The 25,356-nt window shown below is 49.2% G+C and carries 23 protein-coding genes; 7 read left to right on the forward strand and 16 right to left on the reverse strand.

Features of this window, described 5'->3' with window-relative positions; all coding sequences use genetic code 11:
* Positions 1-100: 100 nt before the first annotated feature.
* From H7F15_RS18705 to H7F15_RS18755, 11 genes are all read right to left on the reverse strand, one after another.
* On the reverse strand, positions 101-1,627 hold the full coding sequence (locus H7F15_RS18705; RefSeq protein ID WP_221627131.1) for a lytic transglycosylase domain-containing protein: 1,527 nt from the start codon (positions 1,625-1,627) through the stop codon (positions 101-103).
* 6 nt (positions 1,628-1,633) lie between these two features.
* On the reverse strand, positions 1,634-3,070 hold the full coding sequence (gene gatA, locus H7F15_RS18710; protein WP_185198527.1) for an Asp-tRNA(Asn)/Glu-tRNA(Gln) amidotransferase subunit GatA: 1,437 nt from the start codon (positions 3,068-3,070) through the stop codon (positions 1,634-1,636).
* The gene (locus H7F15_RS18715; RefSeq protein WP_185198528.1) at positions 3,067-3,285 is read right to left on the reverse strand and encodes a twin-arginine translocase TatA/TatE family subunit; all 219 of its coding nucleotides are present in this window, start codon (positions 3,283-3,285) and stop codon (positions 3,067-3,069) included. Before H7F15_RS18715 ends, gatA begins: the two co-directional genes overlap by 4 nt.
* A 19-nt stretch (positions 3,286-3,304) precedes the next feature.
* Positions 3,305-3,514, reverse strand: coding sequence for a twin-arginine translocase TatA/TatE family subunit (locus tag H7F15_RS18720; RefSeq protein ID WP_185198529.1), 210 nt, complete (start codon positions 3,512-3,514; stop codon positions 3,305-3,307).
* Positions 3,515-4,179: 665 nt separating this feature from the next.
* Complete coding sequence (locus H7F15_RS18725) at positions 4,180-5,415, reverse strand: murein hydrolase activator EnvC (RefSeq protein WP_185198530.1); 1,236 nt, start codon at positions 5,413-5,415, stop codon at positions 4,180-4,182.
* Between the two features lie 82 nt (positions 5,416-5,497).
* Positions 5,498-6,241: a DUF4292 domain-containing protein gene (locus tag H7F15_RS18730; protein ID WP_185198531.1), complete on the reverse strand. Its 744-nt coding sequence runs from the start codon at positions 6,239-6,241 to the stop codon at positions 5,498-5,500.
* A complete protein-coding gene (locus H7F15_RS18735) occupies positions 6,234-7,997 on the reverse strand; it encodes a tetratricopeptide repeat protein (protein WP_255481330.1) in 1,764 nt (587 codons plus the stop codon). The genes H7F15_RS18730 and H7F15_RS18735 overlap by 8 nt, the downstream gene beginning before the upstream one ends.
* Before the next feature lie 7 nt (positions 7,998-8,004).
* Complete coding sequence (locus H7F15_RS18740; RefSeq protein WP_185198532.1) at positions 8,005-9,012, reverse strand: sugar nucleotidyltransferase; 1,008 nt, start codon at positions 9,010-9,012, stop codon at positions 8,005-8,007.
* A gap of 161 nt (positions 9,013-9,173) precedes the next feature.
* Positions 9,174-9,623 carry a dUTP diphosphatase gene (gene dut, locus H7F15_RS18745; protein WP_185198533.1) on the reverse strand — a complete coding sequence of 150 codons (450 nt, stop codon included), beginning with the start codon at positions 9,621-9,623 and terminating at the stop codon, positions 9,174-9,176.
* Between the two features lie 18 nt (positions 9,624-9,641).
* A complete protein-coding gene (locus tag H7F15_RS18750) occupies positions 9,642-11,141 on the reverse strand; it encodes a polysaccharide biosynthesis C-terminal domain-containing protein (RefSeq protein ID WP_185198534.1) in 1,500 nt (499 codons plus the stop codon).
* A gap of 32 nt (positions 11,142-11,173) precedes the next feature.
* Positions 11,174-11,956 (reverse strand): enoyl-CoA hydratase/isomerase family protein, encoded by a 783-nt coding sequence (locus tag H7F15_RS18755; RefSeq protein WP_185198535.1) that lies wholly within the window; start codon positions 11,954-11,956, stop codon positions 11,174-11,176.
* A 172-nt stretch (positions 11,957-12,128) separates the two neighbouring features.
* Between H7F15_RS18755 and mscL the strand changes: the two genes are divergently transcribed.
* The 3 genes from mscL to H7F15_RS18770 all read left to right on the forward strand — a co-directional run bounded on the left by mscL (position 12,129) and on the right by H7F15_RS18770 (position 13,969).
* Positions 12,129-12,548, forward strand: coding sequence for a large-conductance mechanosensitive channel protein MscL (gene mscL, locus H7F15_RS18760; protein WP_185198536.1), 420 nt, complete (start codon positions 12,129-12,131; stop codon positions 12,546-12,548).
* A 26-nt stretch (positions 12,549-12,574) separates the two neighbouring features.
* On the forward strand, positions 12,575-13,531 hold the full coding sequence (locus tag H7F15_RS18765) for a DUF3078 domain-containing protein (protein WP_185198537.1): 957 nt from the start codon (positions 12,575-12,577) through the stop codon (positions 13,529-13,531).
* 96 nt (positions 13,532-13,627) lie between these two features.
* Positions 13,628-13,969: a hypothetical protein gene (locus H7F15_RS18770; RefSeq protein ID WP_185198538.1), complete on the forward strand. Its 342-nt coding sequence runs from the start codon at positions 13,628-13,630 to the stop codon at positions 13,967-13,969.
* A gap of 74 nt (positions 13,970-14,043) precedes the next feature.
* Here the strand turns inward: H7F15_RS18770 and infB are convergent, their stop codons facing one another.
* The 3 genes from infB to rimP form a co-directional block, all read right to left on the reverse strand.
* Positions 14,044-17,082, reverse strand: a complete 3,039-nt coding sequence (gene infB, locus H7F15_RS18775; RefSeq protein WP_185198539.1) for a translation initiation factor IF-2 — start codon at positions 17,080-17,082, stop codon at positions 14,044-14,046.
* 121 nt (positions 17,083-17,203) lie between these two features.
* Positions 17,204-18,457 carry a transcription termination factor NusA gene (gene nusA, locus H7F15_RS18780; protein WP_185198540.1) on the reverse strand — a complete coding sequence of 418 codons (1,254 nt, stop codon included), beginning with the start codon at positions 18,455-18,457 and terminating at the stop codon, positions 17,204-17,206.
* Positions 18,458-18,464: 7 nt separating this feature from the next.
* Positions 18,465-18,938, reverse strand: a complete 474-nt coding sequence (gene rimP / locus H7F15_RS18785) for a ribosome maturation factor RimP (RefSeq protein WP_255481331.1) — start codon at positions 18,936-18,938, stop codon at positions 18,465-18,467.
* 309 nt (positions 18,939-19,247) lie between these two features.
* On the opposite strand from rimP, the gene H7F15_RS18790 reads away from it, so the two are divergent.
* The 3 genes from H7F15_RS18790 (at position 19,248) to H7F15_RS18800 (ending at position 22,976) form a co-directional block, all read left to right on the forward strand.
* Positions 19,248-20,372 carry an endonuclease/exonuclease/phosphatase family protein gene (locus H7F15_RS18790; protein WP_185198541.1) on the forward strand — a complete coding sequence of 375 codons (1,125 nt, stop codon included), beginning with the start codon at positions 19,248-19,250 and terminating at the stop codon, positions 20,370-20,372.
* A 101-nt stretch (positions 20,373-20,473) separates the two neighbouring features.
* Positions 20,474-21,964: a cysteine--tRNA ligase gene (gene cysS, locus H7F15_RS18795; protein ID WP_185198542.1), complete on the forward strand. Its 1,491-nt coding sequence runs from the start codon at positions 20,474-20,476 to the stop codon at positions 21,962-21,964.
* Positions 21,954-22,976, forward strand: coding sequence for a M28 family peptidase (locus H7F15_RS18800; protein WP_185198543.1), 1,023 nt, complete (start codon positions 21,954-21,956; stop codon positions 22,974-22,976). The genes cysS and H7F15_RS18800 overlap by 11 nt, the downstream gene beginning before the upstream one ends.
* A gap of 223 nt (positions 22,977-23,199) precedes the next feature.
* Here H7F15_RS18800 and H7F15_RS18805 read toward each other — a convergent pair whose 3' ends face one another.
* Both H7F15_RS18805 and H7F15_RS18810 read right to left on the reverse strand, forming a co-directional pair.
* Positions 23,200-23,490 (reverse strand): HigA family addiction module antitoxin, encoded by a 291-nt coding sequence (locus H7F15_RS18805; RefSeq protein WP_185198544.1) that lies wholly within the window; start codon positions 23,488-23,490, stop codon positions 23,200-23,202.
* Positions 23,491-23,520: 30 nt separating this feature from the next.
* On the reverse strand, positions 23,521-23,805 hold the full coding sequence (locus H7F15_RS18810) for a type II toxin-antitoxin system RelE/ParE family toxin (protein ID WP_185198545.1): 285 nt from the start codon (positions 23,803-23,805) through the stop codon (positions 23,521-23,523).
* A gap of 338 nt (positions 23,806-24,143) precedes the next feature.
* Here H7F15_RS18810 and H7F15_RS18815 point away from each other — a divergent pair.
* On the forward strand, positions 24,144-25,356 hold a 1,213-nt coding region (locus H7F15_RS18815; protein WP_185198546.1), incomplete at its 3' end, for an IgGFc-binding protein.

The following is a 25,356-nucleotide window of genomic DNA, read 5'->3' on the forward strand; positions in this document are numbered from 1 at the left end:
GATACGGCTTGTGCAGCAAAGTACCCTGCTTCCGGTTATTTATCTAACAAAAAAGCACCTCCCGGGTAAGAAGGTGCTTTTCTATAGTTTAGCTGCAGGGTTAACCCAGTATGAGTTTCTGCCCTGGTTTTATCTGGTTAGACTTTAATTTGTTCAGTTTTTTGATCTGCTCCACTGTGATGCCATTGTACTTCTGGGAAATGGTCCAGAGGGTGTCGCCGGGCTGTACCTGGTGGATGATCTCCTGCTGCTTTTCAGAAACCTTTAAAGCCGGTTTGCTGGTCTTTTTAGCTACTGCAGGCTTGGCCTCTTCGGCAGGAGTGGCCATGGCTATAGTTTCGGTAGTAGCTGGCTGCAGAATGGTAAGCTGCTGGTTCACAACTATAGTTGATCTGCTCAGGTCGTTCCATTCTTTCAGTTGGTCTACAGTTACATTGTGCTTAGCCGCTATAGACGACAGGTTATCGCCACGCTTTACTTTATAAAACTGCTTTTCAGTGCTGTCGGTTTGGGTGGTGGCTGCCGGGGTAGTATTGGTTGCCAGTAACACTGGGGCCGCAGCAGGTTCTCGTACAGGCATTGGTGCAGGTTTTGGCGAAACCGGCGTAGCAGCTGCAATCATACAGCTTACATCTTCAGCAGATGCCAGAAGCTGAGCGCGCTCGGCTGGTACACGCAGCTTATAGTTGCGGGTGTTAGCCGGCAACGTTGCCTTCTTGATTTCCGGGTTCAAAGCCAGTAATGTCTCCGGTGCTACATGCAGTTCTTCCGATAACTTTTGCAGGTCAACTGCCTGGTTTATAGTTAAGGTCTCCACATCGTGCGCATACAATATCGAGTCGGAGAAGATGTTGTGCTGCGGCGCATAATGCATGGTGTAGATCACCGCCGTCATGGACGGTACGTAGCTGCGTGTTTCTTTTGGCAGGTAAGGGAAGATCTCCCAGAATGTTTTCTTGCCGCCACCCGCTCTGCGGATTGCCTTGTTTACGTTGCCGGGACCACAGTTATAGGCAGCCATGGCCAGTTCCCAGTCGCCGTAGGTGTTGTACAGGCGCTTCAGGAAACGGCAGGCAGCGTCCGTAGCTTTTTCAGGGTCCATGCGCTCATCAATGTAAGCGTTCTGGTCCAGGCCATATTCCTTGCCGGTAGTAGGTATAAACTGCCATAAGCCTACCGCCTTTGCCCAGGATGCCGCTTTTGGGTTAAGCCCCGACTCAACTATAGCCAGGTACTTAATGTCATCCGGCATGTTGTGCTTCTTCAGGTGTTTCTCAAAAAGCGGGAAGTAAACATTCTGGCGCGAGATCATGGTGCGCGAATACTTCCGGTTGCGGATGGTAAAGTAATCTATAAAGTTGCGGACAAACGGGTTGAAGGTAAGCGGAATCTCTGTTTCTATACAGCTTAACCGGTCCTGTATTACCTCGTTCGGCTCATTCGGGATAAACTCTGCCAGCAACGCCAGCTCTTCCGGCGAGAGCACAGTCGTATCACCCAACGTCAGCAGCGTGTCTTCGGGTAGGGTAGGTTCATACCTGTGGCTGGTAGGTGCGGCAAGGGCGTAGTTTGCCCAGATGCTGCCAACTATAGCCGCAACTACGGTTAAGCGTTTAGAATACGTCATTTTTATTTATGCTTCAACGGGAATCTTATCCAGTATGTAATTCGAGAAAGCCAGCAAGGCTGCTTCATCGAACGAGCGGGTCATTAACTGTAACCCGATGGAAAGGCCGTTGGTGTCGCGGCTAACCGGAATCGAAATTGCCGGAACACCAGCCAAAGAAGCTTGCACTGTAAAAATATCAGCCAGATACATAGCTAACGGATTAGCTGTATTCTCCCCGATTTTAAAGGCTGTAGTCGGAGCTGTAGGCAATATAAGGAAATCAAACTTCTGAAGCAATTCATCGGTCTTCTCCTTAATCAATCTTCTAACTTTCTGAGCCTTTGTGTAATATGCGTCGTAATAATCGGCGCTCAGTACAAAGGTGCCCAGCATAATGCGGCGCTGTACTTCTTTGCCAAACCCCTCGGATCTGGTTTTTTTATACAACGAGGTAAGGTCGGAGATATTGGGGCTGCGGTAACCAAATTTTACACCATCGTAGCGGCCCAGGTTAGAGCTTGCTTCGGCAGTTGTTAAAATATAGTAGGTAGGTACCATGTAGTCCAGGTACGGGAACTCTACAGCCTCCACCTGGTGGCCTTCGTTCTGTAACCTGTCCTTCACGCCAAGTATCGCATCTTTCACTTCCGCATCCAGGCCTTCGCTCTCAAAACAGTCGCGGATGTAACCGATCTTATACTTTTTGTCGGTCTGCAGCAGGGTGCTATAGTCTGGTACCGGCTGGTGGCTGGCCGTGCTGTCGAACTCGTCTGGTCCGGCCATTACTTCCAGCAACAACGCAGCATCTTCCACATTCTTGGTAAACAGACCAATCTGGTCGAAGGAAGAAGCATAGGCGATAAGGCCGTAGCGCGAGATGCGGGAGTACGTAGGCTTTAACCCAACCACTCCGCAGAACGAAGCCGGTTGGCGCACAGATCCACCTGTATCAGAGCCAATAGCGGCCAGGCACATATCGGCCTGCACCGAAACGGCTGAGCCGCCTGAAGAACCGCCCGGCACGCGGGTTGGGTCGTCGGCGTTCAGAACCGGCCCGAAAGACGAGTTCTCGTTTGAGGCTCCCATGGCAAACTCATCGCAGTTCTGGCGGCCTATAATAATAGCATCCTCAGCTATAAGGCGCTCTAAGGCTGTTGCCGTATACAGCGATTTAAACCCGTTCAGAATCTGGCTCGAAGCCTGCAGACTATGGCCTTTGTAGGCGATCACATCTTTCACACCGATCACCATACCAGCCAGTTTACCGGCGGTACCATTGGCCAGTTTCTGGTCAACTATAGCCGCCTGTGCAAGGGCTTCTTCGTCAAAAACTTCTAAAAAGGCATTCAGTTCAGCTTTCTCCTGTATGTTGCGGAGGTAATGCTCAACTAACTTAGTGCACGTCACCTGCCCGTTGGCAATATCAGTGCGGATGTCGCGTAGGGAGTTGTAAGGTCTCAAACTTTCTTAGGTTTGTCGTCGTCTTCGATAGAACGTTCCAGTTCGTGTTTGATTTCGTTGGTAGCATCTTTAAACTCGCGGATGCCACGGCCCAGGCCGCGTGCTATACCCGGAATTTTATCAGCACCAAACAGTAGTAAGACGGCCATCATGATGACCATCATTTCTCCTCCCCCCAGGTCGCCGAGGAAAAGGAGGACTGTACCCAAGCACATAGCTTAAAGTGTTAATTTATTACTTCTGCGGTTCGTCTTTTACCGAACTTTCCACATCATTCTTTATCTCTTTGGTAGCATCCTTAAACTCACGGATACCTTTACCAAGACCACGCGCTAATTCAGGGATTCTTTTGGCGCCAAAGAAAATGATAACAACCAACAGGATCAGGACAACTTCGGTGCCGCCCAGGCCTCCCCAAAAGCATAAAACTGTGTTAATACTCATTGTATTAGATTTTAAAGTAAATTCCCACAAAATTACAGGTTATATTTTAAATAAACTCACAACAAAGCAGATTAGTTTAATGCGGCCTTCCTTATATCTTTGCCCTCGCGTTATAAACTATAGCCGGGCGCCAACCTGAAAATTTTTTTTAATTTTTTTCAGGAGCTTAAACCTGCTCTATAGTTGCGAGTTACAGCAAAGTTTTTCCCATTCCTGTAAAAATATTTCCTGTTTTGGGAATCCAAGTATTAGGTGTTCCGTATATTGCTATTAATAATCAGTCGTTTAGGGGTATTGCCATAGTTTGGCACCGGAATTGATTATAGGATAACACGAGACAACACACGTAGTCCTGAATCAGGAGAGAAGTTCCTGAATTTACGCTGAAACCACTTTTGAAAGTATAAACCGCTCAGTAACAGGTTGCAGAAGTGGAGCAGATGTTGTACCTTGGTAAGGTATTTCTGGCAGATCTGGGATTTATCTCAGGTAGGCTTAGATATATAAAATTAAGTTTGTTTTCATAGCTTGGAAAGGCACCCTGCACTGTAGGGTGTTTTTTTATTTCAGGCCATCTCAAAGTACTATTCCACAAATCGGAAATAAATAAAAAGCCGCAACTATAAAGCTATAGTTGCGGCTTTTTGCTTTGTTGTGGTACAGGCTTACTTGGGGCTGATCCAGGTTTGCGGGTTCAGGGTGGCATTGTTCTTCCAGACCTGGAACTGCAGTTCGGTGGTGCCTTCGGCGTTGGTGTACACGGTGCCTATCGGTTGCTTCAGTTTAACGGTCTGGCCGGTTTCCACCGACACAGTTTTTAGTTTGGCATACACCGTAAAGTACTCGCCGTGTTGTATCATGACAATGTTGTTCATGCCCGGCACGCTGGCCACGGTTACTACTTTGCCTTCAAAAATGGCGCGGGCCGTTGCTCCCTGCGAGGTCTGTATGTCAATTCCTTTGTTCTCTACCACAACACCTTTAAGTACCGGGTGGTTGTGGCGGCCAAATCTTTCGGAAATAAAGCCACGCTCTACTGGCCAGGCCAGTCTGCCCTTGTTGCCGGCAAAGGAATTGGAGATAAGAGCTGTTTCCGGGGTAAGGGTAACTTTATTGCTGCTACCGCTGGATTTGGTGCCGGCGGCACGTGCAGCACGGGCGGCGCGGGCAATTTCTTCGCGCACAATGTCGGCAATCAGGTTATCCAGTTTTTTAACAGCCTGCTGGCGTTTGGCTACTTCCTGCTGCAGGGTCTGTTCTTTTTTGCTCAGGCGTTGTATTACGCTGTCCTGCTGGGTTTTCAGGCTTTGCAGGTTCTTGGTTTCGGTAAGCTGTATGGTCAGCAGGTTTTTCTTTTCGCGTTTTTTCTGTTCCAGTATGGTTAACTGGCCGGTTAAGGCAGCCTGTACCTTGTTAATCTGCTCCACCTGTTTTTTGCGGGCTTCGGAATATTGCTGCAGGTAGCGCAGGCGCATCACCAGCTGGTTAAACGAGTCGGAAGCGAACAGGAACATCAGTTTGTTATAGTTGCTGGCCGTTTTGGATGCTGCATACACCATGTCGGCGTATTCTGCTTTCAGCTGCTCCAGATCCGATTGCAGGGCACCCACAATACCTTCAGTCTCCTCCACATCCGATTCGATGTAGTTTATCTCGCGCGAGATATTGCTGATAACGCCCTTCTGAACCGTTATTTTTTCTTTGATAGCATTCAGCTGGCCAATGCTGGCCTCCTTCTGCGCTTTGGTCTGCTTCAGAATTCTGCTTGCTTCTTTAATACGGGTGAGGTTTTCCTTCTTTTCCCGCTCCAGTTGTGCCTTCGATTTTTGTTTCTGCGCATTGGCAGCAATCGGCACCACAACTATAAGCAAGAGAAGGATTAGTTTGTAAAGGGCCTTCATTTACTAGGATATACGCTGCTCTGAGTTTACAAATATGGCAAAACTATAGGGCAAGTACCAAGGGCAGGGGCAATTAATTAAACTATAGTCTCTTATAATCGGCAGGAACAGCAAACGGGAAGCTCAGTACTTCGTCGGTTATAGTTACTTTGCTGTGGTTTAACGTGAACATGGACGCCTGGCCCGCCTGTTGCACGGCTGCCTGCATCTGGTGCGCAAAAGCTACCTGGCCCACTTCCTGAAAGTTGTCGTACTTCACGTTGATGGTGTTCTGCGTCTGGCGGTCGGTTATGTTCAGTTGCTGTAGTTTCTGGTTGCCGCGCGAAATAAAATAATCGAACAGCAGGCTGGCACGCAGTTGCTGTATGTGTTGCAGCTGGTCGGCATCCATTACCTTCTCCTGGCCCTGTGGCTGGTAGTTGCCAAGCAGTATGGCCTGCAGCACATCGTAATTCATGTCTACCTTAAACTTATTGCTCAGGTAACTATAGTTGGCAGCCAGTACTTCGCGGTGAATTCGGTTTACGAGCAGCACCGAATCCTGGGTGATCATCAGGCGGGCAGCTTCAATGCCAAGGCCCGGCTGCACCGATACCCAGATCACGCTGTCCTTTTTCATGCGCAGGGTATAGCCCGAGGAGGTACTTTCGCCATTGCCCTCCAGTTTCAGCTGGCCTTTGGCAGTCAGGTAATTAAAATCGATATTCTGGACAGATACGCGGCCAACGGTTTCGGTAACGGTGGCGGCATCGGTGGGCACTACTTCTTTTTTACATCCTGCCAGTACAAAAAGGGCGAACAGGCAACAGAGCAGGCTTTTATTCATAGAGCTTTTTGTCTTTTATCTTTTTATCGATAAACGCAGAAGCTTCGCCTTTTAGTTTGGCACGCTGCCACTGCGCAATAGCCTCCTCTTTTTTCCCCAGTTTAAACAGCACATCGCCATAGTGTTCTACTATAGTTGCGTCGTCAGACAGGGCAATGGCCTGCTCCAGGTACTTCAGCGCGTTTTTATAATCGCCGGCTTTGTACAGCACCCAGGCATAGGTATCGAGGTAGGTAGGGTTGTTGGGGTATTTCTGCACCAGGCGGCCTGCCATTGTTTTTGCCTTTTCCAGGTTGTGGTTGCGCAACGACAGGAAGTAACTATAGTTGTTGAGTACGTGCTCGTTATCGGCATCAAGCGCCAGCACGGCTTCATACGCCTCGTCCGAGCGCTTATAGTCTTTCAGGGAGTTGTAACCGTCACCCAGCTGCATGTTAAACTGTGCCACCAGTTCCGGCTCCGCCGCCGACAGGCGCTTGCCATGCTCCAGTGCCTTCACAGCTTTGTCGTAGTTCTTTTCTATCAGGTGGCCGGTGCCGTTGTAAAACCAGAAAATGGCCTGGTTCGGGAAAAGCTCCAGTGCCTCTTCGGAGTGCTCCACCAGCGCTGCCGATTCGTTCAGTTCCGCATCCAGCAACACAATCTGCTGCCAGATCTTGAAATGAGAATCGTCGAGCTTAACGGCTTTCAGGTAATTGTTGCGGGCCTGTGTTTTTTTGCCAACTATAGTTTGCAGGTCGCCGGCTACGGCAAAGGCTTTGGCTTCTTCGGGATGGCTTTGTATGGTCAGGTCGGCCAGCTCCAGCGATACGTCTTCTATCTCAGGGTTCGGCAACTGGCGGATCAGATCTACCAGGATGCGTACTTTGGTGTCGATGTCCAGCTCTGGGCTCGCAAAAGCCAGCTTAATTTCTTTTTCAGATTGGGTTCGGTCTCCCTTCTGACGGTGCAGGTCCGATAGCATCAGGTGAGCATAGGGGTTGTTGGGCTCCATGCGCAGGGCCTTCTGCAGGGTAACTATAGCTTTATCGGTTTGCTGGCTGGCATTGTATAGTTCGGCCTGTGCCAGAAAATAACGGATCTCGGTGGGGCTGTTAGCCAGCAGTTTTTCACCTTCTTCAATAGCTTTGGTAATGTTTTTCTGGCGCAGGTAGATCTGTTGCCTGTTTACACTGAGCTGCTCCATGGGCCCGAATTTTTTCTCGATGCGCTCATAGGTCTTCAGGGCATCGGCGTACTTCGATTGCGACAGGTAAAGGTCAGCTAACTGGAAAAGGTACTGGTCAGAGTCCGGTACATTGCGCATCAGGTCGTTGTAGGCCTGGGCGGCTTCGGTAAACTGTTTCTGGTCGGTGTGGAGCTGGGCCAGCAGCAGGTAGTAATACGGATTTTTGGGCTCTTTCAGAATTGCGGCTTGTGCAAACGGGGTTGCTGCACGCGGATTTTTGAGCACCATGTAAGTTTCGGCCAGCTTATAGTTGATGGCCGCGTTATCCGGCGTTAAAGTATATGCCTTCTGGAAAAGCTGGAGGGCTTTGTCATAGTCCTCCAGCATAAAATGTTTCATCCCGTCCAGAAACAACGACTCGCTTATCTGCTGCTCCTGCTCCGAAGGCTGCTGTAGGGCAGGTGTTTCGGTGGCAGTGGCCTGTTGTGCTTTGCCTTTCTTTTTGCCCGACTGGGCAGTGGCAGCACCGGTCGCTACCAGAGCGAAACAGCACGTAGCCAGAACGATATTTCTGAACTTGGTTATCATGTTAATCCTATTCTAAAAGCGTATTGTAGTCGCCAAGGCTCAGGTCCGACTGGCTTCTTTCGTAGGAAACAAAATTGCCTAACATTGAGTTTGTTATGTTCCCGTTTTTGATCGAAGTATTCTCCTGTACGATGGAGTTGCTTACGATGGAATTAGTTAAACTGCTGTTGTTGCCGATAGATGCGTGCGGCCCTACTACAGAATTTTCTATCACTACGTTCTCTCCAATATATACCGGCGGAATAACCACTGAGTTTACCAGTTTAGCCGTTGCGGCTACCAGGCCCTGCTCATTCTTTATATACTCTAAATAGCGTTGATTAGTATAAACAGTTGCGTTTTTATTTCCGCAATCCAGCCATTCTGAGATAACTGCCGGAATAAAACGGGTGCCTTTGTTCTTCATGTTCTCGAGCGCGTTGGTCAGTTGGTACTCGCCTTTGTCCATGATGTTGTTATCCAGCAGGTACTGCAGCTCGCTGCGCAGGTACGCTCCATCTCTGAAGTAATAGATACCGATAATGGCCATATCCGATACAAACTCCTGCGGTTTCTCCACAAAATCCGTGATCTCGCCACTTTCGTTCAGTTTTACCACGCCAAAAGCACGCGGGTCTTCTACGCGCTGTACCCAGATGGTGCCATCCGAGTTGGTATCCAGTTTAAAGTCAGCTTTGAAAAGTGTATCTGCAAAGGCGACCACTACTTTACCTTCCAGCGAGTCTTTGGCACACATAATGGCGTGCGCCGTGCCCAGGGCTTCTTCCTGATAAACTATAGTTCCTTTGGCGCCTATCTTGGTGGCGATCTCTTTCAGGTCGTTCTCCACCTGCTCGCCGAAATGCCCGATGATGAAAGCAACTTCTTCGATAGGCTCGTGGCAAACTTTGGCAATGTCCTCTACCAGGCGCTGCACAATTGGTTTACCGGCAATAGGTATAAGTGGTTTAGGTACAGTAAGCGTATGTGGGCGCATGCGTTTGCCCATGCCTGCCATCGGTATAATTATCCTCATAGCTATTTCTTTAGTTTTTGTTAAGTTTTATTGAATACCACAGCAACTAAGCCGCAGCGTTATTTTTTAGTTATTTGTTGTTAGTTGTTCGTTATTGGTTTTCTATAGCTATAGTTTGATCAAAATTTAACAACTAATAACGAACAGCCAATAACTACACACTACTTCGTTCCTGTGCTGCCGTAGCCGCCGGCGCCGCGCTCGGTATCTGATAGCGCTTCGGCTTCCTGCCAGGCTACGCGCTCGTATTTTGCTACTACCATCTGGGCTACGCGCTCACCGTCTTCCACCACAAAATCCTGGTCCGAGAGGTTTACGAGCAATACTTTTATTTCGCCACGGTAGTCGGCATCTATAGTTCCCGGGGTGTTAACGATCGAAATGCCGTGTTTGTATGCCAGTCCGCTGCGCGGGCGAATCTGTGCCTCGTGGCCTTCGGGTAGCTCTATGAAAAGGCCAGTCGGGATAAGAGCGCGTTGCAGCGGCTTTAAGGTTACGGGTGCATCCAGGTTAGCGCGCAGGTCCATGCCAGCCGAGTGTTCGGTCTGGTAATGCGGCAAAGCGTGCTTTGATTGGTTAATGACGTTAACTGCCAGGTTCTTGTTGTTCATCTTCTGAAAATAAAAGATTTATAGTTTAAGCAGGCGCTTGCGCTCGAATAACCAGACGATAGCTGCAAAAGCAAGGCATACAGCCAGGTTAAAGGCGTGGCGCACCCACCAGTTTTCGATATCAATAACTATAGTTACCCATACCAAGACAGCAGCCAGCAGTATGTAGCCGGCTATAGTTTTAACAGGGTAAGGAATAGGGTAATGTTTGTTGCCCAACAGGTAGCTGGCCAGCGCCATGCTGAAGTAACATACCAGCGTAGCAATAGCCGAGCCCATATAACCCAACACAGGTATCAGCAAAAGGTTGCCGGCTATAGTTACAAAAGCGCCGCCAAAGCTGATGTAAGTACCATACTTTGTTTTATCGGTAAGCTTAAACCACACCGACAAGTTATAATATACGCCCAGAAACAAGTTTGCCAGTAGCAGTACCGGCACCACCATCAGGCCTTCGCGGTACTCTGGTTTTCGTAGGAAAATGTAACCGAAATCGTCGCGGAAAACAGAAATGAACAGGAATATAAAGGCACAGGCAATCACAAACCACTTCATGATAAGGGCAAAGGTCTGCGGCGAGTTCTTGTCTTCTGCCTGCGAAAAAAAGAATGGCTCAGCTGCATACCGGAAGGCCTGTATCACCAACGTCATAAAGATAGATAGTTTGTAACAGGCACTGTAAATACCAACTATAGCCTTGTTGCTATGCTCAGGGTAAAGGCCTTCGGGCAACCAGTCTTCCAGCAGAATCCGGTCTATCATTTCGTTTACCATGCCTGCCATGCCCATCAGCATCAGGGGGTAAGCATACACCAGCATCGGGCGCAGTACATCTGGGTTCAGCTCAAACCTGAAAATGCGAAGTTCTTTCCACAGCATCGGGATCAGCAGCGCGTTGGCTACCAGGTTAATAAGAAAAATGTAGCCGATACCGAAGTCGGGGTTGTAAACTATAGTTACAAACGGGCGCAGGCCCTGCAGAAAAGTGCCATTGTAAATTTCGCGACAGAACCACAGGAAGAAGAGGTTAGCCAGCACCGTGATCACAATATTCGCCATTTTGATGGAGGCAAACTTCACAGCTTTGTTCTGCAACCGGAGCCAGGCAAACGGTATGGCAACTATAGCATCAATGGCCAGGATGGCAGCCAGCCATATAATATAGTTCTGTTCCTGTGCCGTGTAATCCTTATAGTCGGCAATGTGGCCCGAGAGCAGCATAATAATACCCGAAAGCAACACACTGGTGCTCAGGATAATGCTCAGGACCTGGTTGTATAGTTTGTGCTGGTCGGCACCGGGCTTGTTGGCAAACCTGAAAAAAGCGGTCTCCATGCCATAGGTATACAGCACGTTAAAAAAGCCAACAAACGCATACAGGTACGACATTACACCGAATTCCGGAGGCAGGAAAGCATCGGTGTAAACGGGCACCAGCAAATAGTTGAGCATGCGGCCAACTATACTGCTTAACCCATAGGCAGCAGTCTGCCCGACCAGTTTCTTGGCTATACTCATCTTACTATCTAAGGTCGGGGACTTAGGTTAAACTATAGGCCTTTAAAGGCAGGTTTGCGTTTTTCAAGAAAGGCGTTGGTTCCTTCTACAAAGTCTTCGGAGGCGCAGCAGCGGGCAAACGAGTTTGCTTCGGTCTGGTAACCGTTCTCTTCTTTGTCGAACACGGCATTTACGCACTCAATTACCAGCCCGATAGCCAGCGGCGCTTTGCCCATTATTTTCTGAAGGATAGTTTCGCAGGTAGTGAACAATTCGTCCGGTGCTACCACGTGGTTTACCAGGCCAAGCGCTTTGGCTTCGTCGGCACCTATCATGTCGCCGGTCAGCATCAGTTCCAGGGCTTTGCCTCTGCCAATCAGCAATGGTAAGCGCTGCGTGCCGCCGTAACCCGGTATCAGACCCAGGTTAACTTCCGGCTGTCCGAATTTTGCATTTGGTGTAGCTACGCGCATGTGGCAGGCCATGGCCAGTTCGCAACCGCCGCCCAGGGCAAAACCGTTTATGGCTGCAATCACAGGTTTGTTGCAGTCCTCTATCATGCTGAAGATTTCCTGACCACGCTCGGCAAAGCTGCGTGCGTTTACTTCGCTCAGCTCCGCAATTTCGGCAATATCGGCACCGGCTACAAAAGCTTTCTGCCCTGCACCGGTTATGATCACGCCTTTTATAGTTGCGTCGTCATATACTTGCTGCATCGCTGCTTTTATCTCGCGCACTGTGTCAATGTTCAGCGCATTCAGCTTGTCGGCTCTGTTTATAGTTATCGTCAGGATGCCATTTTGTAAGTTCAGCAACAGGTTTTCGTACGTAGCCATAGGTTATTTTCAGCTCTCTGTAATTTCTTTGTTTAAACCACAAATATAGTGATTTGATTTAATTATACGGTGTTGTGCAGCGGCCCGCTATAGTTTAGCTGTTTATGCCAACCATGTTATATAGCAAATTTTTATATATTTAAGTTCTGATAAACGATGAACTATTGGTACGATGGGCTTTTTAACAGAATTCAAGAAGTTTGCCGTCAAGGGCAATGTCATTGATCTGGCTGTGGGTGTAGTAATTGGCGCTGCGTTTGGCGGGATCACAAAATCACTGGTAGATGATATTATCATGCCACCGCTGGGGTTGCTTATCAGCCAGGTAGATTTCAGCAGCCTGAAACTGGTGCTGAAAGATGCCGTAGTGGAGAACGGAGCTATAGTTGCGCCGGCAGTTTCTATCAACTATGGCATGTTTCTGCAGTCGGTGTTCAATTTCCTGATCATCGCCTTTGCTATTTTTTTGCTGGTGCGCACAATTAACCGGCTGCGCGAAAAAGAAGCTGCTGCCCCTGCACCACCTGTAAATAAAGAAGAAGTGCTGCTCACAGAGATCCGGGATATTCTGAAGAACCGTCCCGGCGCCTGAGGCAGCTACCGTAACACCCTTATCTTATGCTTAAAATTCTACGTTACCTGGTAGCAGGATTACTGATAGCTATAGTTAGCCTGCAACCAGTTTTTGCTCAGGACACCCTGACCGACTCACTTGAAACCGCCCGCGAGGACTGGGACTTTGGCGGCACCGGAACTATAAATTTCAGCCAGGTAAGTTTAAGTAACTGGGCTGCTGGCGGCCAGAGCTCCTTATCGGTACTGGGCATCGCCAATGTGTTCGGGAACTATAAAAAAGGAAAGAACACCTGGAACAACACGCTGGGCCTTACCTACGGAACTATAAAACTGCAGAACCAGCGCATCCGGAAGAGCGACGACCGGCTGGAACTGAACATAAAGTATGGCAGACAGGCCACCTCGGATTGGTTTTACTCGGCACAGGTTAATTTCCGGAGCCAGTTAACGCCTACCTATACAGTCTCCCGCGATACACTTCTGTCTAATTTCCTGTCGCCGGCTTCGGTGTTGGCTTCCTTGGGTATGGACTATAAGCCGAACGATAAACTATCGGTTTTTATCTCGCCGGTTACCGGTAAGTTTACCATTGTGCACGATCAGAAACTGGCCGATGCCGGTGCGTTTGGGGTAGAAGCAGCTGAAAAAGACGCCTTAGGCAACCCGATTCCCGGTACTGGTCAGAACTTCAGAAAAGAGTTTGGTGGTTTTGTGAATGTACGCTACAAAAACGAGGTACTGAAAAATGTGGTACTTCAGTCCAAGCTCGATCTTTTTTCGAATTACCTGCACAATCCTAAAAATATTGACATGAACTGGGAAAACCAGGTAGACCTGAAAGTGAACAGCTTCCTGTCGGCCAGCATTTTCCTGCACATGGTTTACGACGACGACATCCTGATAAAGACTGGCCAGAACGACGATGGCTCCGATATACGGCAGCCGCGCCTGCAGCTAAAAGAAAGCCTGGGCATTGGCCTGTCCTATAAATTCGATTAGGCGAACTTCTATAGTTTTTTTACTGTTAAACAGGCTGTTATATACCTGTTTTAGATTTTACTCCGTTATATTTACTGATACTATCAATTTGTACCCATGAAGAAACTACTGCTCACCTTCTTTAGCCTTGGGTTTATGCTGGCCTTTTCGGAGGTTTCGGCACAAACGGCACCCAACACCATGAGCTCGACCAAGGACGAATTCTGGGGCACTGCCAAAACCGCTCCCCGTGGCGCTGCCGCCGACGAAGTAGGGCAGCGGGCAGAGGGACTGGATAAACGCTTTAACGCTTACGAAAAGAAAGGCGGCCGCAAATCCGTTTTTGACAAGAAGCGCATCAAGAACAGCAAAAAGATGAAAGAGATCCTTAAAAAGGAAAAGGAGATGCACAAAAAGCACCGCCGCGACAAACGGCAGTTAGCCCGCAACAGACGTTAATTTTTTATTTATAGTTATAAACAGAAAAGCCACTGATCTCTCAGTGGCTTTTCTGTTTATTCTCTGAAGCTGAACTATAGAGTACGCTTCACTTCTTTTTCTACATAAGCTTCTATCACGTCGCCAACCTGTATGTCGTTGTAGTTTCTCAGGCTGATACCACATTCGTAGCCCTGTCTTACTTCTGAAACATCATCTTTGAAGCGTTTCAGTGCCAGGATCTCGCCATCGTGTACTACAATACCATCGCGTACCAGGCGTACCTTGGCATTACGCTGGATAGTGCCATCTGTCACCATACAACCTGCAATAGTACCCACCTTCGTGATCTTGAACACATCGCGTACTTCGGCGTTACCAGTGATCTCTTCTTTCAGGGTAGGAGCAAGCATACCTTCCATGGCATCCTTCACTTCGTTTATCGCATCGTAGATGATCGAGTACAGGCGCACATCAATCTGTTCCTGCTCGGCCAGCCTGCGTGCGTTCTGCGACGGACGTACCTGGAAACCAATGATGATCGCATCAGAGGCAGATGCCAGCAACACGTCAGACTCAGAAATAGCACCCACACCTTTGTTAATGATGCTTACCTGCACCTCCGGTGTAGATAGTTTCAGTAATGAGTCAGAAAGTGCTTCTACCGATCCGTCCACGTCACCTTTCACGATCACGTTAAGCTCTTTGAATGTACCGATCGCCAGACGACGTCCGATCTCATCCAGGGTAATGTGCTTACGTGTACGTAAGCTCTGCTCACGCTGTACCTGTGCTCTGCTCGAAGCAATTTCACGGGCCTCGCGCTCCGATTCCATCACTACAAACTTATCACCGGCCTGCGGTGCGCCATCCAGACCCAGTAACTGAACCGGGGTAGACGGACCTGCTTCTTTCATTTTACGGCCACGGTGATCGGTCATGGCTTTAACTCTACCGTAGTGCGAGCCTGCCAGTACCACATCGCCAACGCGCAGTGTACCAGTTTGTACCAGTACGGTAGCTACATAACCACGGCCTTTGTCCAGGGCTGCTTCAATTACTGTACCTACTGCATTTCTGTTCGGGTTTGCTCTCAGTTCCAGTAATTCGGCTTCCAGCAATACCTTTTCCAACAGGTCGTTTATACCCTGGCCGGTTTTGGCCGATACTTCCTGCGACTGGTATTTACCACCCCATTCTTCTACCAGGATGTTCATCTGAGCAAGCTCTTCACGAACTTTATCCGGGTTAGCCTGTGGCTTATCTATTTTGTTAAGTGCAATAATAATTGGGGAGCCTGCTGCCTGCGCGTGGTTGATCGCTTCTTTTGTCTGCGGCATCACCGAGTCGTCAGCGGCTACAACTATAATTACCACGTCCGTTACTTTGGCACCACGGGCACGCATCGCTGTAAAGGCTTCGTGACCAGGCGTATCCAGGAACGTAACAGTACGGCCACTTTCGGTTTTTACCTTATATGCACCAATGTGCTGGGTAATACCACCGGCCTCACCGGCTGTTACGTTTGCGTTACGGATGTAGTCAAGCAGGGATGTTTTACCGTGGTCAACGTGACCCATGATCGTTACGATCGGTGCACGTTCTTCCAGGCTGTCCTCATCCTCTTCGCTTATCGTTTCCAGTGCCTGTTCGTCTTCGCTTGTAATGAACTCGATGTTGTAACCGAACTCATCTGCAATGATCGTGATCGCTTCTGCATCCAGACGCTGGTTGATCGAAACGAACATGCCCAGCTGCATACATACCTTGATCACGTCGTTCACGCTCACGTCCATCAGGGCTGCCAGGTCGTTTGCCGACACGAATTCGGTTACGCGCAGTGTCTTGGACTCTGCGGCTTCCATCATGCGGCGCTCTTCTGTTGCATCCGCAATAGCCGAACGTTTCTCACGACGATATTTGGCGCGGTTACCGCCACCACCTTTGCCACCACTAAGTTTGGCAAGTGTGGCTTTAATCTGCTCCTGAATTTCCTTGTCAGATACTTCTGCTTTTTCAGGGCGAGGAGTAAAGGTACCGCGTTGCTGGTTTTTGCCACCGCCCGGGCGCTGGCCCTGTGGTGCTCCACCATGCGGGCGACCGCCACCTTGCTGCGGACCTCCGGCAGGGCGCTGGCCTTGTCCTTGTCCTTGTCCGCCGCCTTGCTGTTGTCCGGGTTGCTGACCACCACCTTCAGTAGGTACTATAATGCGCTTGCGCTTTTTCTTCTTGCCGTTCTTCCTGTCGTCTGAGGAAGCTACCGGTTTGGTGCCTTTTCTGCGTGAGCTGTCTGGTAATTCGATCTTGCCCAGTACAGTAAGGCCTTTTAACTGGTCGGCTTTTGCTGTAATTGTTTCTATTGCTTCTGTATCTTGTTCTGAAGGAGTGGCAGGTGCCGCCGCAGCAGCAGCCGGAGCTGCCTGTTCGGTTGGCTTTGCCGGGGTAGCCGGAGCTGCGGGAGCAGCAGGTTTTTCAGCTACAGGTGCTGCCGGTTGCGCTGGCGCAGGCGTAGCTGGTTTTTCTGCTGCAGCAGGCGTTTCTGCCGGTTTAGCAGCAGGTGCCTCTGGTGCAGGCGCCGGAGCAGGTTTTTCTGCCACTGGCTTTTCTGCAACCGGTTTTTCAACTTCCGGAGCAGGTTTTTCAGGTGCAGGTGCCGGCTTTGGCGCTTGCTTCGGTATCGGGTTGCCTTTGGCATCCAGGTCTATTTTGCCTAACACTTTTATGCCTGGCAACTTAGGTTCCGGAGCCGGTGCAGGGGCAGGGGCTGGCGTTGGAGCCGGCGCTTCAGGAGCTTTTGGCTCGGCCGCTTCTGCTTTCGGCTGGTGTACCGTTTTTATAAAGATCTCTTGTTCTGGCTCTGCCGGCTTTTTAACCTCGTGGTGGTGCACATCTGTGTCCACTACCTGGTTGGTCTGCGGCTTTTTACCAATGTTGAGTTCTTCAGCCTCTATTTTATCCTGCATAGAGGATGCGAATTCTTTAGCCAGCATATTGAACTGCTCTGCCGTGATTTTGGTAGTGGGTCTGTTTTCCACGTCAAAACCTTTAGCAGAGAGGTAGTCCACAATGGTAGATGTACCAATGTTCAACGTAGTCGCAACCTGTTTAAGCCTCCTTGTTTGTTCTTCTGCCATTTTGTTCTAATATGCTGTCTTTATTCTTATTGTTAATTATCCGTTGCCCTTACACCCGGTAAGGGATGGTGTGCCTTCGGTAATTTCTTTCAAAATTATACGAATAGGGCACAACCTACAACTATTGATTGTCTTCTTCTTCCAACTCTTCGCGCAGGATGGCCAGCACGTCGTCGATGGTTTCTTCTTCCAGCTCGGTACGGCGCAGCAGGTCTTCCTTGCTCACGGCCAGTACACTCTTGGCTGTATCCAGACCGATGCGGCGCAATTCTGCAATTACCCAGTCTTCGATCTCATCCGTAAATTCTTCCAGGCTGATGTCTTCTTCGTATACTTCAGACTCTCTGAACACGTCGATCTCCATATCTACCAGGCGGCTGGCAAGCTTAATGTTCTGGCCACCTTTACCAATTGCAAGCGATACCTGGTCTGGTTTCAGGAACACAGATACTCTGCCATTCTCCTGGTCTATTTTCATGCTGGTGATCTTAGCCGGGCTAAGCGCACGCTGGATGTATAGTTCCAGGTTATCGGTATAGTTAATTACGTCGATGTTCTCGTTCTCCAGTTCGCGTACGATGCTGTGTATACGTGAACCTTTCATACCTACGCAGGCACCTACCGGGTCAATGCGGTCGTCGAAAGATTCTACGGCTACCTTGGCACGCTCGCCCGGCTCACGCACTATTTTTTTAATAGCGATCAGGCCATCATAGATCTCCGGTACTTCGTTCTCGAACAAACGCTCCAGGAACGTTGGAGATGTACGTGAAAGTATGATTTTCGGATTACCGTTTACGATCTCAACGCGCTGAACAACAGCACGCACTACATCGCCTTTGCGGTAACGGTCTTTTGGTATCTGCTCGCCTTTCGGTATCAGCAGTTCGTTCTCTTCCTGATCCAGCAGCAACACCTCGCGGTTCCAAACCTGGTATACTTCCCCGGAGATGATCTCACCTACCAGGTCTTTATACTTCTGGAACAGCAGTTCCTTCTCCATGTCCTTGATGCGCTGGATCAGTGTCTGGCGGGCAGTAAGTACGGCGCGGCGTCCAAAGTCCTCCAGTTGTATCTCTTCCGATACTTCTTCACCCACCTCAAAGTCAGGTTCTATCTTGCGTGCATCCGATAAGGCGATCTTATCATGATCCCAGATGTCCTCAGAGTTGTCGTCCACGATCTCGCGGTTACGCCAGATCTCCAGGTCACCTTTCTCCACGTTCAGGATGATGTCAAAGTTCTCGTCGGTGCCCCACTTTTTACGGATCATGGTGCGGAATACGTCTTCAAGTATACGCATCATGGTCGGGCGGTCTATGTTCTTGAATTTCGCAAATTCAGCGAACGACTCGATCAGGACTGAACTGTTCATTATCTTTTTATTTAAATGATATTACAACATTTGCTTTTACAATCTCCCCGAAAGGTATTTGCACAGGCTCATACGTTGCCTTTTTGCCTTTTAGTTTTATTTCTTGTGTCAGGTTTAAGCCGGTTTCGGTCACTTCGTCCAGCTTGCCGGTTACTTCGGTGCCGTCCTGTAGTTTCAGTTTCAGGTTGCGGCCCACATTGCGCATAAACTGTTTTGGCTGGGTAAGCGGAAAATCTACGCCCGGCGAGCTTACTTCCAGTACGTAAGACAGCTCCTCGCCAAAGGTCTCTGCTATTTTAGCGTTTATGCGGCGGCTTATAGTTGCGCACTGGTCAATTGTAATGCCCTGCTCGCCATCGGCCAGTACCGTAATCTTGGGTCTCACTGCCGAGTCCGACACGGCCACATCTACTATAAACAGGTCGCTGTCTGGAAGACTTGCTTCCGCCATCTCGCGTATGGTTGTTGCGCTTAGTGCCATTGTTTAAAGTATAACAAATAAAGAAGGGGACTTCGTGTCCCCTCATCTCCTCGGAAATAATTTCACAAATTTACTACAAAAACATTATATATACAATATGCACCCCTAACGGCTATATTAATTTATAGTTTCTGAGTAAGTTGTGCAGCTGTTTTCTGTAGCAGGGCGTGAGAGCAGACGGAATAAGTGCCTGTATGTAACAGTACGGCTTAACTTATAGTTCTGATGGCAAAGGTAATAATAAAATTGCTGCTGCATTTTCTGTAGCGGGCATAGCATACATCAAGGGTTTCTTTGTATGTTTGTTTTATGCCTGGTACATTCAGTAAAATACGGCGCAGAGTTTGGCTCATCCTTAACATTCTGGTAGTGTTCTGGGTGCTGCTGGGTGTGCTGTGCCTGCGTGTGCCGCCACATGAGTTCTGGCCTGCCGGGTTCGTTGCCCTGTCGTTGCCGGGAGCGTTGCTGCTTAACCTGCTTTTTTTAGTATACTGGCTGATAAAGCGCTCATGGTTCCTGGTGTTGCCGCTGCTGGTGATCATACTGGGCTGGGGCTACTATAACCGCTTAATGGCTTTCAATTTTGGCGATGCCAAAGTGCCCGATGGGGCTAAAACACTGCAGGTGCTGAGCTACAACGTGCATGTGTTCAATGCCTACACCGATACCGACGGCACGCAGCGCGAAGCTTCCAGCGAAATGGTAGACTGGGTAGCCACGCATCCCGCCGACGTGTACTGCCTGCAGGAGTTTTACAGCAACCGTGGCTCCAACACCTACAACACCATCAGCCGCATCGGCAACCGCTACGATAAGTACCGCTATTTTTCAGTTTCGTACGTCGATCGCAATAAAGCCGATATTGGTATAGTTATCTTTTCGCGTTATCCTATAGTTGATAAGGGCGTGATCCGTTTTGGCGAATCGAACCACAACCGTGCCATCTGGGCCGATATCAAAGTGAAAGGCGATACAGTACGGGTTTACACGGCGCACCTGCAATCCATGAGCATCAAGTCGCAGGACATTGAAAATACTTACTCGGCTATAGGCGATGAAGCGAGCTTTAAAAAGGAAGGCCGCAACCTGGCCCGGCGCCTGAAAAAAGGCTTTGTAGCCCGCAGCCACCAGGCCGAGAAATTGCTGGAGCACATAAAGGAATCGCCACACCCGGTTATAGTTTGCGGCGACCTGAACGACATACCGACCAGCTATACCTATAGTGTGCTTGCCCGTAATCTGCAGAACGCTTTTGTAGTAGCCGGCTCTGGCGTGGGCGCAACGTATAATGGTCCGCTGCCTTTTCTGCGCATTGATAACCAGTTTTACAGCGAGGGCCTGCAAGCCGTGGATTTCGAAACGCATTACGAAATGGGGCTTTCCGATCACTTCCCGATTTCGGCAAAGTATGTGCTGGAAGCTGCGCAGCGTTAGGACTTAGCAGGCAATCTTATTAATTTTGAACGATAATTGACCGGCCGCAACAGGCTGACTAAACTATAAAGTGCGGCGCTGCTGGTGCCTATACTTATACTATGCAACAGAAACTGAACCTGTATAATACGCTTACGCGCAAGAAGGAAATATTTGAACCGCTGCACGCTCCGTTTGTGGGCATGTACCTGTGCGGGCCAACGGTTTACGGCGAGCCGCACTTAGGCCACGCCCGCAGCGCGGTTACCTTCGATGTGCTGTATCGTTACCTGAAATACCTGAAGTATAAAGTACGCTTTGTGCGCAACATTACCGACGTAGGCCACCTGCAGAACGATGCCGACGAAGGAGAAGACAAGATCCAGAAAATAGCCAAAGCACAGCAGATAGAGCCGATGGAAGTGGTGCAGCATTACACCAACATCTACCACCGCGACCTCGAAAAGCTGAATACCTTGCCGCCGGACATTGAGCCGCGCGCGTCAGGCCACATCATCGAGCAGATAGAGATGATAAAGGAGATACTGGACAATGGCTTTGCCTATGAAGTGAACGGGTCGGTGTATTTTGATGTGCCGGCTTATAACAAAGATCATAACTATGGCAAGCTCTCGGGCAGGATTGTAGAGGACCTGATGGCCAATACCCGTGAGCTGGAGGGGCAGGAAGAAAAACGCTCTCCGCTGGACTTTGCCCTCTGGAAAAAAGCATCGCCGTCGCACATCATGCGCTGGCCTTCGCCGTGGAGCGACGGCTTCCCGGGGTGGCATTTGGAATGCTCGGCCATGAGTCGCAAATACTTAGGTACCACTTTTGATATACACGGTGGCGGACTTGACCTGATGTTCCCGCACCACGAATGCGAAATAGCGCAGAACCAGGCCAGCTGCGACCACAGCGACGGCGCCAAATACTGGGTGCATAACAACATGATCACGGTGAACGGGCAGAAGATGGGCAAATCGCTGGGTAACTTTATAAACCTGAGCGAGCTGTTCAGTGGCAACCACCAGATGCTGGAGCAGGCCTATACACCTATGACGGTGCGCTTTTTTATACTGCAGGCACACTATAGAAGTACGCTTGATTTCAGTAACGAGGCCCTGCAGGCAGCACGCAAAGGCTACACCAAACTGATGAACGGCCTGCGTGTGCTGGCCAAACTGCAATACCCGGAAGAAGCTGCTGCGCCAGACGAGAAACTGAACGAAGAACTGCTGAAACTGACCGAAGACTGCTTCCGTGGCCTGAACGATGACATGAACACGGCCCGAACTATAGCGTCGCTGTTCAATCTGCTTAAAAAGATCAACAGCCTGTTCTTAGGGCAGCTACAGATCGGAAGTCTCACACGAGGAACATTTGATACGGTGCGGGAAGCTTACAACACGCTGGTGCTGGATATACTGGGCCTGAAAGAAGAACCGCTCGGCGACCAGGAGGAAATGCTGCACCTGGTACTGCAGTTCTACAAAGAGGCCAAGGAATCCAAGGCATACGATAAAGTAGATGCTATCCGGGCGGAACTGAAGAAGCAGGGCATTGTAATTAAAGATTTAAAAACCGGTATCGACTGGGCTTATGAAGAATAAATTGAACCTGTTAACTATAGTTTTGGGCAGCGCACTGGCACTCTATAGTTGCGACTCGGCTGAAAAAGGCGGTGCGGAACAGAGCACCGTAGCTGCAGATGAGGCTGCTGAACCAACCGGCGTGCAGGCACCGGATTTTAATGCCGATTCGGCTTACAAATTTGTGGCAAAGCAGGTAGCGTTCGGTCCGCGTGTGCCCAATACACAGGCACATAAAGCAACCGGCGACTGGATCATTGCCAAGTTAAAAGAATATGGCGCTGATGTGCAGGTGCAGGAGTTCCAAATGCGTGCATTTGATGGTACTATGCTGAATTTACGCAACATCATCGCGTCGTATAACCCGGAAGCCGGCACCCGCGTGATGCTGGCCGCCCACTGGGATACACGCCCTTTTGCCGATAAAGACACCAACAACCAGAATAAGCCGATAGATGGCGCAAACGATGGGGGGAGCGGCGTAGCGGTACTTTTGGAGATTGCCCGAACTATAAACGAAGCGCAGCAGAAACCAGGAGTAGGCGTAGACCTGTTCTTTTTTGATGGCGAAGACTATGGCCAGCCGGATAACAGCGACCTGCCTTACCAGGACGATACTTGGTGCCTTGGTTCGCAGTACTGGAGCCGCAACATGCACAAGCCAAACTATAAGGCCAAGTACGGCATTCTGCTGGATATGGTAGGTGCACAAAATGCCCGTTTCGCCCGCGAAGGAACATCAATGCAATACGCCAAAAACGTGGTAGACAAAGTATGGAAAGCCGGCAACCAACTGGGTTATCCTGATTACTTTAAATACGTAAACGCCCCGGGAATTACCGACGACCACGCCTATATTAACGCAATTGCCAAGATCCCGATGATCGACATCATTGAGTATAACATGAGCAGCATAGACGGTGACTTCTTCGGCGATTACCATCACCGCCATTCCGACAGCATGGCCATCATCAGCCCGAAAACCTTAAAGGCAGTTGGGCAAACAGTGCTGCATGTGGTGTACAACGAGTAACACAACTATAGCAAACTATAAAAAGGGACGCTCCTGAACAGGGCGTCCTTTTTTATTCCTGTGAGCCTCGGAGCTATAGTTTTTTATTCTCCGCAGTTTTGCGGTGAATGGATAAGGTATTCACCGCTTTGTTTTTTAAGAATTGGGCATAAGCTTACCATCCTAGATGGTACTGTTTGATTGGGAGAAATAATTCAGTGCCTGCTTCTACGTGTAAGAGTCGTTAAGCAGCTGTGTTAAGCAAGTTTTTAATCCTGGATACATCTACTTTTTCCTTCGCCTGCCATAGGTCATAATTTTTCTGGAAGTTAAGCCAAAACTCAGGACTGGTGCCAAAGGCCGCAGACAGTTTCCAGGCCATCTCTGCGCTGATACCGGCATGTTCATTTAAGATCATAGACAGGTTCTTTCGGCTTATCTCTAAGCTCAACGCAATTTCTGTAACTGATTTTCCTGTGCCGCTTACATACTCCCGAAGGATTTGCCCAGCATGTGGGGGATTGAACATGAGCATAATATGTACTTTTATTATTTGCTGATCTGGTTAATGATAATCCTGGTAGTTTACATCAAGTACTTCTACCTTGTCGCCTATAAAGCGGAAAGTGATACGCCAGTTTCCATTTACTTTCACTGACCAGTGGTCCTTCAGGTTGCCCTTTAGTGGGTGTAAATCCCAACCCGGTACATTCACATCCTGCACAGTGATGGCAGCATGAAGTGCTGCCAGGATCAGACGGATCTTACCCAAGTGTGCGTGCTGTAACTTAGAGCCATCACCTTTCAGGAAGAAGCGCTCCAGACCCTTATGCTTGAAACTGACAATCATGCTGCAATTATAACTTGTTACGTGACAGGTAACAAATCTGTTGAGTAATTTTTTAATGAGAAGTTGGTAAAGAAATTGGTGCCTTTTGCTGAAGCCTTAAACTATAGCTACTATAGTTATACAAGCCATAAGCACTTCCGAGTAGTAGGTCTTCTGTAGCGTGTACCCGGTAGAGGCCAAAAAGAACTACTGATGAAGATTTTATAGCTGTATAGTTTGAGGTTGTAACTCCTTCCTGATTTTAGTTATACCTAACTACATTTAATACAAGCCAACCATAAATTGCTAACATTAAATATATTTGGATAATTGTATATCCAAAGAATCAATTTTTAGCCTTGAAAACCAACTTATTGCCCTCTACCCGTTTCTTGGGCGCTGCCGTGACCAGGAAAGGGTACCTGCTGAACCTTATCCTGTTTCTGCTGCCATACCTTGCCGTTGCGCAGCAGCCCTATTTAACCGGCACCGACTTCTGGTTTATCTGTCGTAGCGAATCAAATACAGACGGCCCTACGCTTTATGTTTCATCAGCGTATGCTACTACCGTTAAGGTAGAACTGCCGGCTACAGGCCATGTCACCCGGTTTTCTGTAGCTGCAGGGGAAACCAAAGCTTTTCTGATGACTTATTTCTATGGAGGTGGCACTTCAGGGAGTATTCATAACGAGGGGGTTCACGTAACATCAGAAAAGCCCGTTGAATTACTGATAAGTATACCTTCCGAAGAGTATCGAAAACATGCAACGCAGCTTTATCCTACGGCCATATTAGGCTATGAGTATTTTACCCTAAACCAGGAGCTTCGTTACCAGTATCCCGGGGCCTCTGGTGGCTCTTATGAAATACTGGCGGTGGAAGACAACACCCTGGTAGAGGTAACAGCAACTTTCAGTAATGACCTAAATCTGCCTGCCCATCAGCCTTTCACACTTCGTATGATGGCAGGAGACAGGTATACCATGCATTCCGGGGAGGTAGACGCCACAGGCAGCAAGGTCAGGTCCATCAGCGACGGCAAGCATGGCCGGAAAAGGATTGCTGTGTTCGCAAACTCCCGCAACATGTCACCTAATCGGACTCCCATCCGGCAAGTAGACAGCTATCACCAGCAGCTTTTCCCGGTACGGCTGTGGGGCCAGGAATACGTATCAGCACCCCTAATGAACAGTGGAGTCCGCCATACCTACAAAGTAGTGGCCGCCTACTGCAACACCAAGGTCAGCATCAACAACGCAGCCCCGGTCACCATCGGGGCGGGGGAGTTTATCCAGTTCGACAGCGAAACGGCCTGCCACATTGTGGCCGATAAGCCCATTGCTGTTGCGCAGTACTTTCACCGCGACTGGGATGAGACAAAAGGGGAGCCGGAAACCGTGATGCTGGCACCGGTAGAACAGGGGGTAACAGAAGCGACGATCACCTCCAAATCCCTGGTCAACATCCACGAGCACTTCATCAACGTGGTCATCCCTACGGCGCAGGCCGCATCGTTCCGGTTGGATGGCGCACCTATAGCCTTTTCGCCCATGCCTTCTAACCCGGCTTTGT

The sequence above is a fragment of the Pontibacter sp. Tf4 genome, assembly GCF_014212495.1.
Taxonomy (GTDB): Bacteria; Bacteroidota; Bacteroidia; order Cytophagales; family Hymenobacteraceae; genus Pontibacter.